At 57.8% G+C, this 15,022-nt stretch carries 10 protein-coding genes, 1 tRNA gene and 1 pseudogene; 9 read left to right on the forward strand and 3 right to left on the reverse strand.

All coding sequences use genetic code 11. The features are described from left to right. Positions 1-191: 191 nt before the first annotated feature. Positions 192-4,091 carry a glycosyltransferase gene (locus BMX68_RS11845; protein ID WP_017131143.1) on the reverse strand — a complete coding sequence of 1,300 codons (3,900 nt, stop codon included), beginning with the start codon at positions 4,089-4,091 and terminating at the stop codon, positions 192-194. A 311-nt stretch (positions 4,092-4,402) separates the two neighbouring features. Here BMX68_RS11845 and BMX68_RS11850 point away from each other — a divergent pair, with 311 nt between their 5' ends. The 4 genes and pseudogenes from BMX68_RS11850 (at position 4,403) to BMX68_RS25445 (ending at position 7,956) form a co-directional block, all read left to right on the forward strand. Next, positions 4,403-4,963, forward strand: a complete 561-nt coding sequence (locus BMX68_RS11850) for a GNAT family N-acetyltransferase (RefSeq protein WP_017131142.1) — start codon at positions 4,403-4,405, stop codon at positions 4,961-4,963. Positions 4,964-5,033: 70 nt separating this feature from the next. Continuing rightward, positions 5,034-5,261 (forward strand): hypothetical protein, encoded by a 228-nt coding sequence (locus tag BMX68_RS11855; RefSeq protein WP_017131141.1) that lies wholly within the window; start codon positions 5,034-5,036, stop codon positions 5,259-5,261. Between the two features lie 240 nt (positions 5,262-5,501). Next, positions 5,502-5,717: pseudogene (locus BMX68_RS26815) on the forward strand (hypothetical protein); the annotation flags it as partial. Between the two features lie 532 nt (positions 5,718-6,249). Continuing rightward, positions 6,250-7,956, forward strand: a complete 1,707-nt coding sequence (locus tag BMX68_RS25445; RefSeq protein WP_143063278.1) for a hypothetical protein — start codon at positions 6,250-6,252, stop codon at positions 7,954-7,956. Between the two features lie 297 nt (positions 7,957-8,253). Here the strand turns inward: BMX68_RS25445 and mqo are convergent, their stop codons facing one another. Continuing rightward, positions 8,254-9,903: a malate dehydrogenase (quinone) gene (gene mqo, locus BMX68_RS11865; RefSeq protein ID WP_026013086.1), complete on the reverse strand. Its 1,650-nt coding sequence runs from the start codon at positions 9,901-9,903 to the stop codon at positions 8,254-8,256. 771 nt (positions 9,904-10,674) lie between these two features. Here mqo and BMX68_RS11870 point away from each other — a divergent pair. The 4 genes from BMX68_RS11870 (at position 10,675) to arsH (ending at position 12,588) form a co-directional block, all read left to right on the forward strand. Then, positions 10,675-10,749 (forward strand) — tRNA-Gln (locus BMX68_RS11870). A gap of 205 nt (positions 10,750-10,954) precedes the next feature. Then, entirely contained in the window at positions 10,955-11,305 is a 351-nt protein-coding gene (locus BMX68_RS11875) for a metalloregulator ArsR/SmtB family transcription factor (RefSeq protein WP_017131138.1), read from the forward strand. 78 nt (positions 11,306-11,383) lie between these two features. Next, positions 11,384-11,854, forward strand: coding sequence for an arsenate reductase ArsC (locus BMX68_RS11880; protein WP_017131137.1), 471 nt, complete (start codon positions 11,384-11,386; stop codon positions 11,852-11,854). Next, positions 11,854-12,588 carry an arsenical resistance protein ArsH gene (arsH, locus tag BMX68_RS11885; RefSeq protein ID WP_017131136.1) on the forward strand — a complete coding sequence of 245 codons (735 nt, stop codon included), beginning with the start codon at positions 11,854-11,856 and terminating at the stop codon, positions 12,586-12,588. Before BMX68_RS11880 ends, arsH begins: the two co-directional genes overlap by 1 nt. Before the next feature lie 48 nt (positions 12,589-12,636). Here arsH and BMX68_RS11890 read toward each other — a convergent pair whose 3' ends face one another. Continuing rightward, a complete protein-coding gene (locus tag BMX68_RS11890; RefSeq protein WP_026013085.1) occupies positions 12,637-14,211 on the reverse strand; it encodes a L,D-transpeptidase family protein in 1,575 nt (524 codons plus the stop codon). A 71-nt stretch (positions 14,212-14,282) separates the two neighbouring features. Here BMX68_RS11890 and BMX68_RS11895 point away from each other — a divergent pair, with 71 nt between their 5' ends. Beyond that, the gene (locus BMX68_RS11895; RefSeq protein ID WP_017131134.1) at positions 14,283-15,011 is read left to right on the forward strand and encodes a murein L,D-transpeptidase catalytic domain family protein; all 729 of its coding nucleotides are present in this window, start codon (positions 14,283-14,285) and stop codon (positions 15,009-15,011) included. Positions 15,012-15,022: the final 11 nt, after the last annotated feature.

The following is a 15,022-nucleotide window of genomic DNA, read 5'->3' on the forward strand; positions in this document are numbered from 1 at the left end:
TGCAACCGGATCATGGCACTGTGGGTCATATTCGATCTGCCCCACGCTGAAACGAGTGCCATAACCCCGTTGCCGCCCTGAGTTGCGCTCATTCGGGGTTTCGCGCCGGGGCGCCATGGTCGCTTCGGCTCGACCGGGGCGCCGCCGCTCAACAGCCCCTCCATAACACCCCGGTGCGTGCCTTGGTCACATCAGCGGTTGACCGCCTTCAAGAGCAGGTCCACGGAGTGCTTCCAGGAATACTCTTCAGCTAACCTCCTGGCGAGCTTGTCAGCCCGCTCGAAGGCCGTCTGCGGATCGCGCAGCACTCCCTCGATACGCTTGGCCCACTCATCGGTGTCAGAAGACAAATCGCCCTGGGTACGCACGACGTAATGCTGAGACTCGACCTCTCCCAGCAACTGCAGGAGAAACTCGCCGATACCGCTCTGATGGCTGACCAGAATGGGCACGCCAAGGGCCAGAGCTTCCTGAGCGACCAAGCCGAATCCTTCACGCCTGGAGGGCATCAACAATAATGTCGCACGCTTCAGGTCCCCCTCGACCGTACTTTCCTCGCTGGTATATTCGCGCACCCGGATCGACAACTTCTGCCCACCGACGATCTTCAACAATTGCCCACGCAAAGCGGCACCGGTTCCTGGTGGTGCGCCACGAACAATCAACTCGGGGTCCGACCGAAAACGCACGTTACTGTCCAGCAACTTGGCAAGCCCCAGCGCTCCGATATCCAGCCCCTTGAGTTCAAGATCCTCGGCACGCCCTAGAATCAGGCAATGCAATCCATCGGGTGGCGTCCTCGTCTTCGAGCATGAAAACCCAGGAATCATTTCGTAGGTACTGGGAGGATGATTCAGTGCCGCCAGCAGATTGCGCGTCTCGCGGAATAGACGCGGTCCGACCGCAACGACCCATGCCGCTTTTTCAGAGAGTCTGAGTTCAATCCTTTCCCGCTCCTCGCTCTTGGCCGCGGCATCGTCTTTACCCTTGAACCACTCGATCTCCCCCGCAGCCATATGGACAAAATGGATCCGCTTGGCCTCGCGGAAGAAATCCGTTGCCTGGACATCCGCCGCCGGGCCAGTGATACGCCCATGTCCCACCACCAGTTCCGGGCTGAACCCCTCCGGCAGCGCCAGACGACGAAGCAACCCGCTCATGACTTCGGCACCGGGGCCTCCAGGTGCGCGCAAAAGATGGACGGCGCAATCCCGAGCATGAATGACTTCCGCCTCGGTGGCATCCGGCACCGCACAGACGACCCTACATCCGGCCCTTGCCAAGGCTCGACAAAACTCGCGATTGAAGGTGGACAACCCACCATGGGCGGAATTCCATTCCGTGGCCATCACCAGAACCGAGGGGCCATGGCAGCGCTCTTGCTGCGCCGGCACCTGGGACGTCAGTGATTGAGTCGACGCTTGGCCGCCAGTTTCTTTCATGTGCGTTATCCAATCCGTGAGTTCGCGGCAGGCGCTCATATTCAATGGCCGCCTGACAACATGATCCATCCCGGTCAAAGAGGGAGGCAGTAGAATGAGACAGTTGGCCGGATGGCTCATCGAATAAGACACGGGTCCATTCCAGAGCGCCAGCAGATCCATCTCCGTTAGCGTTTCGCCCCGCGCCAGCGCGGTACCCGTGTAGAAACCATAAAAGCGATACGCCGCAGCCACATCCCCTTGGCGAAAGGCAATGAAACACCGAAGCCAGGTTTCTGCGTTTTCAGGCAGATAGCTGGAGCGTTGCAGTGAGTCTAAAATCGCCTGCGCCTCCTCTAGCTGGCCTGCGCATAACCGGCAGAACACCCCTTGAAGCACCAGATAGTGATTGGCTGGCCAACGCGCAACGCCCTCATGGGCAATGTGGGCAGCCTCCTCCCAGTGCCCCGCTATCTGAGCCAGGAAGCACTTGGCGAACAGCACGGTTGCCGAATGACCGCCCTCGCGCCCGATAACAGTGTGCAGGTAGCCAAGATCAAGTCCGATGGCGGCGTTGAAAACCAGTTTTTCCTCAATGGTTGCGCTCTCGGCAACGTGGCGCGGAAAATCCGGGCGGGTGAGCAATTGATGCGCCTCTTCAACCCGATTATCGAGTCTCATCAAATGCGCACATTGGATATATATCGGGATTTGATGAGCTTCACGGGGCAATACTTCTATGCCCTGGGTCAACAGTGCAATCGCCTCCGCCAGCCGCCCGTCCTCTTTCAAACACGCCGCGCACAATTGATACAATCCAATGAGATAAAACTTCGCTGAGACTTTGCCAATGCCGCTGACCAACAAGGTAATGGCTTCGCCGAGTTGCTTGGCCTCTCTCAACAGTTCGGCGCACTGAATGTACAGCACCACACTATTGAACTCAGCCGAGATCAGCCCCAGACCTTCACGCAAAAAAGCGATTGCCTGCGCGCGACGATTTTCGTCCACGAGCAACTGTGCATAGGCATGGTAAAGCGCGACGACATTTTTCTCGGGCGGGATTGCGCCAATACCCTGTTTCAACAATTCCAGCGCTTCATTTCCTCGGCCCTGGCCCTTGAGCAATCTTGCCCCTTGCAAGTAAAGAGACACCGGATTGCCACTCTGCGAATAGGCCTCGATCGCCACATGGAGAGTCGCCAACGCATCATCGATCCGCCCCAGGCGCTCTTCAAGACGCGCCACAAAGTCCGCGGCATCGGGCGGTCCCTCAGGGCCGACCGCTAGCTTGGCATGCACCAGCGCCAGCTCGATATCGCCCGGCCTGTTGCGTTCGTTCAAACAACGGGCCAGGTAATATTCAAGCGGCCTGACCAGGCAATCCTCCAACAGAATGGTCAATACCGAGATCAACTCATCCAGTTCGTCCCCTGTTGGAATCTTCGAGTGGGTCTTGAAGGTTCTCAGCAGGTGATCGGCCGTGCTCAACACCACGCGATTGAGGTCTTCCTGACGGCCGCAATGGTGCAGGTGATAGCGAAGCTCGGCGAAGGTACTGGCGACTCTCTTGTGGTCGATCACCATCGCCTGGGCTTCATAGGGGCGTATGTGGTACTCGGCGGCTTTGGAGTGAGCCTGCTTGAAATCGGGCCGACAATCACGCAGATGGGCCAAGCCGATTTCCCGAATGATCGGATGAAGCGAATGCCAGCCCTGACGCTGGCTCAGAAGAAAGCGTGTAATCAGCAAGTTGCGAAAATCATTGGCGTCCTTGGTCACACCCGCGCAAATAATGTCGAAGCACACACGTTCAAAACTTCTGCGATGAACCGAGAGCATCAGCAAGCGACGCTGCTGGATCGGCTCCAAGTGGCTCATGGTACGCTCCAGCAGATCCCGCTCCAGCCTCTGCAGGAAATCACGGGACACTTCCCGATCCTGATAAGCCCAGAGACTGGGGTTGGCACCGATCACCGCGTCCAGGGATTCATAAGCCAGGGTTGCCACCAGGCTCTCGATAGCCCTCGGATTGCACCCCAGGGAACGGATCAGATCCTGCTTGCGCTCCGCCGGCACCGCATCGAGATTGCCGCTGCCCCGCAACCGATCCTCCAACAATGCCAGGGCATCTTCTTCGGCCAGTGCCGTCAGCGTCTTGATCGGAAAGCTCTCCGACCAGCGCGCACGCTCAACCAGGCGATCACTGATCAATAGCAATCGTCCGCGAAGATTAGGTCGAGCTCGCAGCAACGACAGAATCCCCACCAGTTCACCTTGCGGCTCCCCGGTATTGGCCTTGAACAGGCGCTGCGCTTCATCGAGAATAATCAGCACCGGTTTGCGCAGCGCCTGCTCCAGGGCGAAAGCGGGATTAGGCCGCTCGGAAAGCAACGTATTCAACATCGTTTCGACGCCCAGCCCCGTCAGCCTGTCGGCGATATCGGACAGCGTCGCCTGCAGGGCGAGCGGGCGTTCCACCACCTCTTCGATGATGACCTGCCAGCCCTCCAACTGCTCGACATGCGTGGCCAGCTCTACCGACAATTCACTCTTGCCGACGCCGGGAAATCCTTCGATAAAACACACAGCCGGCCCTTCCACAAGCCAACGATCTGTCAACCAGCTCAATACCTGACGACGATTCTCCCCAAAGTGAGCCTTGTGCATGCACATCATCCATAGTCTACAAATCGTGGGCCAGCACCTGCGCCCCTTCTGGATTCCCGAAGGAATGGGAGGCGAGTGTGTAGCGGTCTCATCGAAGCGCTCAGAGCGAACGGGCGAAAACGCCGAATCCGACAATGTTCAATTGCCATCATCATAAGTCAATATTCACCCCATCGACTATCCCGTGCGTGCGACAGCGCAGTGACCGCGCCACCGCTCTTGCTGCCCGTTCAATGCCCTGCTCCGTATTGAAGAAAACACCCCTGGCGGTGCACTATCCGGGGCAACCTGTTTCTCTGGAGAAACACCTCATGTCGGTTGCCCCCCCTGTCTCCATCATTCAGACCCACCGCCTGCTACTGCGCCCGGTGCAAGCGGACGACCTCAAGGTTGCCCAGGCCATCCACGGCGACCCGCAAACCAATCGCTACAACCCCCAAGGCGCGGCGTCCCTCGAAACCACCAGCAGCAACCTGTTCAACTGGGTCGAGCACTGGAAAACCAGGGGCTTCGGCTACTGGGCCGTCTGCGACAAGGAACATCCGGAGCAGGTATTGGGCTTCGGCGGCCTCCAGGACGGCGTCTTCGGTACGAGAACCGCGCTGAACCTATATTTTCGGTTCGCGCCGCACGCCTGGGGCAAGGGCTATGCCAGCGAAATGGTCGAAGCCGCCCTGCACCTGGCCTTCCTGACGCTGGAGCGCAACGAGGTTATCGGCCTGGTGCGGCCAGACAACCTCCCCTCGCGCCGCACCCTGGAGCGCGCCCGGATGATCGTCGACGGCGCACTGGATGATGTGCCGGGCCAGCCCCGCAGCCTGCTCTACAGCCTCAGTGCCGAACGTTACTTGAGCCCCGAAAATTTCATCTAGCGCGCACTGGCAAAAGCGTAAGATGGATCAAGCATTTATTACAAAATATGTCGACCCTGGGGAAGCCACTATGAAACCAAGCCTCGTCAAAGCCGCGCTGGTCGTCGCCAGCCTGTTACTGAGCGCCTGCTCTGGCGTGACCACCAACAGCAACAACAGCAACAACAGCGCCTGCGAAACACTAAGCTGCCAACAGCATTACAACAGCAGCGCACGCTCCAGCCAGCCAAGCGGCTCGATGAGCAACAACCTGGGTCGCAGTTTCAGTGAATACGGTGCGAGCATGCTGCGCGACTAAGGCAGCTCGATGCCTGCGCGAGCAACCGCTTTGCCAGAAATGAACCAGGTCAGTATCTAGTAGCGTCGAACCGTTCACCTGCGCCACAAGTTTCAGATACAGATGAGGAAAGGCCTCGGCAGTCTGGCGTCGAGTTAATACTTGGTGTTACTGTCGGGCTTCGCTACCTCCCGATCCCAGAGCACGCCGCCATGGATCTGTGGACCCTGACCCTTTTGCACACCCACTGTTGTTGGGGGACGACCCTTGACGCTGGTCAGCGAATGTCTCGGTATGGCGCGCTCGCAATTAGCAATTCGAATCAAGCAATCTGTATCGCTCAAAGTACGGCGAAACAGACATGTGGACGATACCGCATTGGTGTTGCAAATCCAGCAACAAATCAACGAGTTCGCCGTGTCTGGAGATGGCTGCGTCGCGCCCGTGAGACCCAGTTGCTGCCATCGATCAACGTAAAACGAGTTTACCGGGTGATGCGTGATCACAACTAACTGATTGGGCACCGAATCAAACAGCTCAATGTGCGGCGTCGGCACGAAGATCGTATTGCGGTGAAAACCAGCGACACGCGATGGGTGCTCGTTTCATTGCGAGGACGGCACAAAACTGAGCGTGACATTTGCCCTGGACTGCTGTGATCGCGAGGCCACCGGCTGGGTCATGAGTCCCACCTGGTAATTAGTGCTTGAAATATCGCTCGCCGAGAGAGTTCGAGCGCTTGGCAGTAGCACCAATTTAACGGAAATTGGTGCTCGGATTTGTAGAGGCAAGCCAAGCTCTCCGGCCCCATCAAATTCTTCACTCCAAGACTTCAACATCCGCCCTCAGCAGTGTAGACCTGACCAGCGAACAAATATTTACGTGCATCTCGATGGAACCACTCAAAACTTTCAAACCACTCAATCCGTTACAGTCGCTAATGACTTGCCAATGCATAACAGCAGCGCGTGTCTTTGGGCGGATCAGTGTCTATAGAGAGGATAAAGCTATGTTGCCCGTATCCAAAATGCAAGCTGGTATTCATCGGCTTGAAGCTACATCGACACCCGCCTCCGGCCAGGCGCAAAAAGAGCAGACCACGACAATCTCCACCCCAGATAACGGCCAATCAACCTCACAAGCTCATTCATCTCTGGCATTACCAAAACACATTTCATTCAATGGAAAAAACTTCAAAGTTGGCGCGCTAAAAGGTTCGATTGACTCAAATAAAATGAGGCAACTCCTGGATGCCACTGATCTTGGAGCAGCCTCAGCTATCAAACAAAACGCTGACCTTGGTCTAACTTATGAGACCAGCCTGAAAAGCCCACAAGGTAAATATGAAAGCGTATCGGTGTCGCTGAGCGCAGATAAAAATGATAATCTCAACAAAATCACATTAAAAAATCACAATAATGATCAGAGCAGTTTCCATGTAGAGTTTGATCACACCTCCGCGATTAGAGGTTTTTCGCATAACGCCCACCAATATAGTTCCACCCCTCTAGTAATCCCCGCTGGAGCACTATCTGATGGTGGCCTCGCACCAAGGCATCCGGGAGGTGAACGCTATCAGGTCATGCAATACATGAAATCTGGCGAAGAGCCTTTGATGGTCATCGGCCTGAAGGGATCCGAGAGTAATAACTTCGTCGTTTATAATAGCAAAAATCATAAGCCTGTAGGGCAATTAAAGATTATAGACGGTCCAGCTAGTGGCCAAGTTCCTAGAAAAGTTTTGGTGGATCTCAGCGAAGCCAAACTCCGCGGTGGCATGCGCCACATCAAGCGAAGAGCAGACGGCGTCAAAACTAGCCGATCATCTCCGACAGGCTACAAACTACACAACGGCCAGCCCTGTGACCGCCATGGCAATCCCGTACCTGGCTCCAGTTCATCAATTGTAGCTCAAGTGGCGACTAACAACTCCGCCTCCATCTCGCTGCAGCACATTGGTCTGCCATTATCTCAACGCCCCTACAGCGCATATGCAACACAGGTCCGTCAAGCGCTGCATGGAAAAGGCGAAGCGAAGCTTGACGCACATGCTGCCACTTATTACAGCGCCACCTCTCAACCTGTTTCAGCTATTACGGCGATAGACGGTGTTATCGCATCACTTGATCGATATAACCCCGATGAAGTGCGACTTTCCGAATTCTTACAGCATTTACAATCACAAGCAGCCGCAGGTCATCCCGTTTCTTTACCCGATTATTATCACTGTACAAAGGAACAGGGATTTGACGAAATGTTGTCATCATCCAACCCTCGAGTGAATGTTCAGACACCTCGCACAGGTACAGGGGCTCAAGGTGCGTGGCTATCAACCAAACCTGACGTCAGCGCCTTTGGGCCTTTTGTATTTGGCTTCAATCACCACTTAGACTTATTGCATTCGACCACTCACCCTGCTCAAGGTAAATCAACTATCGCAAATGCTGGCGGCGAATATCACATAGGCATTCAAGAGCCGATTTCACTGACGGGCCGTAATGCTTATAGCAACGCCGAAAACCCACTCAGCATAGTGGGCGCTCCAGCAAACGCGATAGAAGAATATAAACGCATGGTTGCCAACCTTGGCCCACAGCTTTCATTTCCTCGAGCAGATGGCTCTACGGATGTCGCGGTTTTCAATACTGAAACAATACAAAAACTGGCTTTCCTGCTACGTGAGCAAGAACCGCTCAAATACCCGAAAAGTTGGTAGCTCTTTTGATCTATCAAGTGGTGGTGTTGAACTGCTCTTGATCCGAGAGTTCCTGCTGTTTATTTCCTGACCAGAGCAGCGCCTCCGCCCCTGCCACCGACTACAGCTGCTCAAGCAGCTTCGATATACGCAATAATCGCTCATCGCCAAACAATGCCAGAATGTGGCGCAGGTAGTTGTCGTGATCGGTGCCCTGGAGGTGAGCACAACACCTTCTGGCGAGCCATGCCGAAGACAAAAACGCCACTCGATTGAGTGGCGTTTCCATGGCGCTTGCTGCGTTGACGCAGGCGCGGCTTACAGCGCCATGTCAGCCTTCGGATTGTCTTCGGTCTTGGGCTTGTCGGCGGCGGCAGGAGCGGCCGGTACCAGCGCGCTCTGATCGATCACCGGAGGGGTGGTCAATTGCAGGACTTCAGCGGTGTAGTTCCACTCTTTCTGCACCGCTTCAGGGTTGCCGTTCAGCTTGGTGCCGTAGCTTGGCACGATCTGGTGCAGTTTTTCCTGCCAGGCTGGGGTTGCCACTTTGTCCTTGAAGACTTTTTCCAGCACACTCAACATGATCGGCGCCGCGGTGGAAGCACCTGGCGATGCGCCCAGCAAGCCGGCGATGCTGTTGTCCTTGGCAGTGACCACTTCGGTGCCGAGTTTCAGGACGCCGCCCTTCTCTTCGTCACGCTTGATGATCTGCACGCGTTGACCGGCTTGCCACAGGCGCCAGTCTTCCTTCTTCGCCTCGGGGAAGTACTCCTTCAGGGCGTTGAAGCGATCATCGTCGGACATCATCAGTTGACCGCCCAGGTACTGGACCAGATCGAACTGATCGATGCCCACGCGGGTCATCGGCCAGATGTTGTGGGTGGTGGTGCTGGTCAGCAGGTCAAAGTACGAGCCGTTCTTCAGGAACTTGGTGGAAAAGGTCGCGAATGGCCCGAACAGGATCACGCGCTTGCCGTCCAGCACGCGGGTGTCCAAGTGTGGAACCGACATGGGCGGCGCGCCGGTCGACGCAATACCATAGGCCTTGGCCATGTGCTTGAGGGCGATGTCCTGGTTATCGGTAACCAGGAACGACCCACCGACCGGGAAGGCCCCGTAGTCGTTGGCTTCAGGGATACCGGACTTCTGCAGCAGGTGCAGTGCGGCGCCACCGGCACCGATAAACACGAACTTGGCGTCGGTCTGGGTTTCAGTACCGTCTTTCAGGTTCTTGTAGACCACGCGCCAACTGCCGTCTTCGTTGCGCTTGATGTCCCGCACTTCGCTGGACAGATTGAGCTTGAAGGTTGGCTGCTGTTGCAAGTACGCGACGTATTGGCGAGTGATCTCGCCGAAGTTCACGTCGGTGCCGATCGGCGTCCAGGTGGCGGCGATCTTCTGCTTCGGATCACGCCCCTGCATCATCAGCGGAACCCACTTCTTGATCTGTTCCTGATCTTCGGTGTATTGCATACCGCTGAACAGTGGGCTGGTCTGCAAGGCCGCGTAGCGATCCTTGAGGAACTTGACGTTGTCATCGCCCCACATGAAGCTCATGTGGGGCGTCGAGTTAATGAACGAGTGCGGGTTCTTCAGCACCCCCTGACGCACCTGCCAGGACAGGAACTGGCGGGTGATCTGGAACGATTCGTTGATCTCGATCGCCTTGGAAATGTCGATCTTGCCGTCTTTGCCATACGGCGTGTAGTTCGACTCGGCCAAGGCCGAGTGACCGGTACCGGCGTTGTTCCAGCCATTGGAGCTTTCTTCGGCCACGCCATCCAGGCGCTCGACCATTTCCATCGACCAGTCAGGCTGCAGCTCATTGAGCCAGATGCCCAGAGTCGAACTCATGATCCCGCCGCCGATCAGCAGCACATCAACCTTCTTGGCCTCGGCCGCGAACGAGGACGTGACCCCTATCGACAAGGCCACGCCCAACAGCACCTTGTTCACTTTTTTCAACATATAGTCATACCTACGATAGATCGCCATCCGTTCCTCCAGCCTTGCTCGTGAGACATACCAAGCGCACGGACACCTGGATTCGCACACTCGAAAGAACTGGAGAATGGGCACACAAGGCCGCCATCACTGGCATCGGCCTCACTTTTTATGTCGCTCCTGCGCTGACTTCTTATCGTTGTTGGCTTCAGCTGACTTGAGTGACATGCATTCTGTTGGTGCGTGGTTGCGCACAGGGACGGCATTGCCGCCATCAGACTCGGCACCACCCAACGAACAGGCCAATGCGCGACCGCAGGGTCGCGAAATGCCTGGCCTGGGCTGCAATCTCGCGCGGGGAAAAGCGTAGAGACTGCTCAGCATCAATGGTGGCCGAAATGCCATTGTCCACAGGACACGCAAGTCCGTCAAAAAAAGCGTCTAATTCCTACTTTATTTTGACAAAAGAGTGACATCATTTTCTTTAAAATCATGGTAGACGAACCTGCTCCAGATGCCAGCCCCTCTCTCGCCACGCCGTTTTTCTCTATCGAGCAGGATCACCACCATTTGGCGGTGACCACAAAACCAACGCTACCGAATGGCTCACATCCACCGGATAGACTGCCGAGCCACTCTGCTGGATAATTAAGTAGCTGTTTTAAAACAAATTTGTTTTACAAAGAGCTTTCCAGGCGCGGCGAAAATTGATAAATTCCCGCCCACTCCCGCGCTGGCCCTTACGGGACTGACAATAGCGGGAGTCGAGTGCCAGGCACTCGTCGCAACAGCTACAGGGGCGTCGCCAAGCGGTAAGGCAGCAGGTTTTGATCCTGCCATGCGTTGGTTCGAATCCAGCCGCCCCTGCCATTCTCCCTATTGAATGTCTGCAGGATCACCCATCGCCCTGTACGGGAACGCCGCGCCTCACGGAGCACGCTGGTGGGTTCGGCTGGCGCGCTCGCACCTGACCCACTGAGCGAAAGTCGGCCGATTCGCCTGACTGCTATCGACAAAGGCAATACATATGTATATTCGAATATACAGATATTCAAATATACACAAAGGCATTGCCATGCACCTGTCCCCAGCCACCTTCTTCCGCTGTCTCGGCGACGAGACCCGTACCCGCATCATGCTCATGCTCTGTGCCCAGGGTGAACTGTGCGTCTGCGAGCTTATCTGGGCACTGGACGATAGCCAGCCGAAGGTCTCCCGTCATCTCGCACAATTGCGCGCCTGTGGGCTGCTTGAGGATCGTCGCCAAGGCCAGTGGATCTATTACCGCCTTCACCCGCAGCTACCGGAATGGGGCTATGAGGTGCTTCAGGTGACCCTCAAGGCCAATCAGGCCTGGATCAACAGCGGCACCGAGCGGCTCGTGTCAATGGCAGATCGCCCCATTCGCCAGTCCACCTGCTGCTGATCTTGACCGCACCGCCGAGCTGCTAGTGCTCTTGCCGCGCAGGTCGTGCCAGCGAGTATTCACTCCCAGGAGAAAACCATGAAAGTCCTGTTCATGTGCACTGCCAACAGTTGCCGAAGCGTGCTCTGCGAAGGCCTGTTCAATCACACGGCGCCCGAAAACATGAGGGCGGTTAGCTCCGGCAGCGCCCCCAGCGGGCGCCTCAACCCGCGTGCGATCAGCACCCTGCAAGCGCTCGGGGTGGACACCTCGGGGCTCTACAGCAAAGGCTCGGAAAGCTTCGCCGACACCCCACCGGACCTGGTCATCACCGTCTGCGACAAAGCTGGGAGCGAACCCTGCCCGGTGTATTTTGGCCCCGCCATCAAGAGCCACTGGGGACTGGTCGATCCGTCTGATGTACAGGGCACCGACGCAGAGATCCAGGCAGCCTTCGATGCCACAGTGGCAAAGATTCGCCTGCGCTTTGCCGCCTTGTTCCGCCTCGACCTGTCGACCCTCGACCCGACAGCACTCAAGCAAGCACTGGACCGTATCGGAGCACTCTGATGAGCGATTTGAACACTGATTTCCCTGTCGATCTGCCGGGCCTGGATCTGTCCTTATTCGACCTGCCGACGCCGGAGAAACTCGCGCAGCGCACGCATCCGGAACACCCACCGCGCATTCTGTTGTTATATGGCTCGACCCGCGAATGCTCTTTCAGTCGGTTGTTGACCGAAGAAGCGGCACGCCTGCTCGAACACATGGGCGCCGAAACGGCGATCTTCGACCCCCGTGGCCTACCCCTGCCCGACTCCGTGCCCATCGATCATCCGAAAGTGCAGGAGCTACGCGACCTGGTGATGTGGTCCGAAGGACAGGTCTGGTGTTCCCCGGAACGCCACGGTGCCCTGTCGGCGGTGTTCAAGGCACAGATCGACTGGATTCCCCTGGCACTCGGTGCGGTCCGTCCCACCCAAGGCAAGACACTGGCGGTGATGCAGGTGTGCGGCGGATCGCAGTCGTTCAACACCGTGAACCAACTGCGGGTGCTCGGACGCTGGATGCGCATGGTCACCATCCCCGACCAATCGTCGGTACCCAAAGCCTTCCTCGAATTCGACGAGACCGGGCGAATGAAACCTTCCGCCTACTACGACCGCGTTATCGACGTGATGGAAGAACTGATGAAGTTCACTCTCCTGCTGCGCGGTCGGGAGCACTACCTGGTGGATCGCTATTCAGAACGCAAGGAAAGCGCCGAGGCACTCTCCCGCCGCGTTAATCAGCGCTCCCTATAAATGTCCACTCCACCTGATGTGAGCCGAAGGCCGGCTCTGCCACCAGCATCAGGACGAGCTTCCCAGAGCCTTCAGCAGCAGCGGATCACGCCCATAGATATCCGGTGCATAGAGCAACGTGCCATCGCTGTCGACCTGAACCGTCCAGTAACCGAGCAGAATCGGCACCGGTGCCGCCACGCGGAATTCGTGGGTGTCGCCACTGGCGAGCAACTCGTCGGTCCTGGCCTGCTCGGCCGAGGTCAGCAACAGGTCGCGCAACTGCAGCGGTTGCTCGACCCGCACGCAGCCTGAGCTGAAGGCCCGAGGCCCCTTGGCGAAGAGCGGCTGGCTGGGCGTGTCGTGCAGGTACACCGAGAACGGATTGGGAAAGCGCAGGACGATCTTGCCCAGCGGGTTACGCGCACCGGCCCCCTGGCGTAGGAGGATATTGCCCGGCCGCTCCCAATCGATGCTATCTGCCGCCAATGGATGCCCTTCGCGGTCGAGCACTTGCAGATTATGCTGGGCCAGGTACGCCGTCGGGTCCAGGCGGATGGCCGGCAGCATGTCTTCGCGCAAGATGGTCGGCGGCACGGTCCAGGTCGGATTCAAGGTCAGACGGGTGACTTGCGACTTCAGCAGCGGCGTCTGCCGCTCGGCACGGCCGACCTGAAGGCGGGTCTGCCAGATAGGGGCGCCGTCGTGGTAGACGCTCAACTGCGCCGCCGCGACATTCACCAGCACGCCCTCGGGCTCCAGATCCGGTGCCAACCAGCGAAAGCGTTCGAGGTTGATGCGCAACTGCTCGCGGCGCTGCGCCGCAGGGATATTCAGCTCGGTCAGAGTGCCCGACCCGATGACCCCGTCGGATTGCAGCGAATGTTGCAACTGGAAATGCTTGACCGCATCGGCCAGTTCTCTGCCGTAGCTCTTTTCAGGACCGCCGGGCCGGCCTTCCAGATAGCCCTCGGCCAGCAATCGCGCAGCCAATACCGGCACCCGTGCGTCCTCCATGCCTGGTCGCAGCAAGGGGCCGCCGGCCACCACCGGCCAATCCGCCAGCGGCAGCCGGCGTTGCAGGGCGTACAGGTGCCGAAGGCGACGGTACAACTCGACATTCGGCCGCGCCTGATCGAACCCCAGGGCCATATCCTGTAATCCGGTCGCGGCCAGCGTCAGCAATCGGGTGTCTGGATCCTGTGCCCCTGGCTGAGCGTGCCAGAGCGGCTCGAAACGGGCTTGAGACAGACGACCGAAATGCAAATCCTGCAAAGCTCGCAGGTACTGTCGGCTGATCTCGATATCGGTACACAGCGCATTGCCCGCACCGGGATCCAAGGGCAAGGAGTAGCTCGCCGGGTCCAGGCCATCATCGGCCAGTAATGGCAATTGGGCCTGCAAGGCCGCCAACCGATCATTGCCGGACCAAAGTGCAACGTTGTCGTGCTGCAAGTAGAACGCCTGCAGGCGCAAGCGCGTCGGTCCATCCAGTTGCACGGCCAGCGCCGGGCAGTCGCTCGGCAACTGCGCCAGCGCCGATTGCAAGGCGGTGGGCGGCTCGACCGGCAGATCCTGCGCCGTCGCGACCAGTGGTGCCACGAGCAGGCACATGCTCAAGTAATATGCGTGTTTTCTGAACAAAGGCTTGGCTCCCATCCACGGTCATCCCACGGGATGCGCAGGCCTGCACCCACGGCGGAGACGCTCCCTACATGCTGATACCTTGCCATCGAATCTGCCTGAGCATTTTGGGCCTGTTCATTATGACCCTGGCTGTGTCCGGCGGTTCTGTCCTGGCCGCCAGCAAGGCGAAATCGACGCTGTATGGCAGCCTCGCCCACGCCGCGCCAGAACTCAACCCCCTGGTACTGAAAAGCGCCCTGAGCGCCATGCAATGTGCGATCAATCAAGGTCATGGGCAATCCGAACGCCTGGCCGTGATCGACTACTCACAGCCTTCGACAGCGCGGCGCCTGTGGATCTTCGACCTGCGCCAGAAAACCCTGGTGCTGCGCGACCTGGTCGCCCATGGGCAGAAATCCGGAGAGAACTTCGCCACTCAATTTTCCAACCGCCTGGGCAGCTACCAATCCAGCCTGGGGCTGTTTCGCACCCAAGAAAGCTATGAGGGCAGCCATGGCTACTCGCTGCGCATGGACGGCCTGGAACCGGGCTTCAACGATCGCGCCCGCGACCGTGACATCGTCATTCACGCCGCTGACTACGTGAGCCCTTTGTGGAGCCAGCGCGAAGGCCGCATCGGTCGCAGCCAGGGCTGCCCAGCCGTGCGCCCGCAGGTGGCGCGACAAGTGGTCGACAAGCTCAAGGACGGCCAGTTCATGTTTTCCTGGTACCCCGACCGGCACTGGCTGAAGTCTTCGCCCTACCTCAATTGCAAGCCACAGCAGATGGCCGCTACCACTCTCCCCCAAGGCGGTTGAGCCACCACGGC

Origin of the sequence: Pseudomonas agarici (assembly GCF_900109755.1) — a bacterium.
Taxonomy (GTDB): Bacteria; Pseudomonadota; Gammaproteobacteria; order Pseudomonadales; family Pseudomonadaceae; genus Aquipseudomonas; species Aquipseudomonas agarici.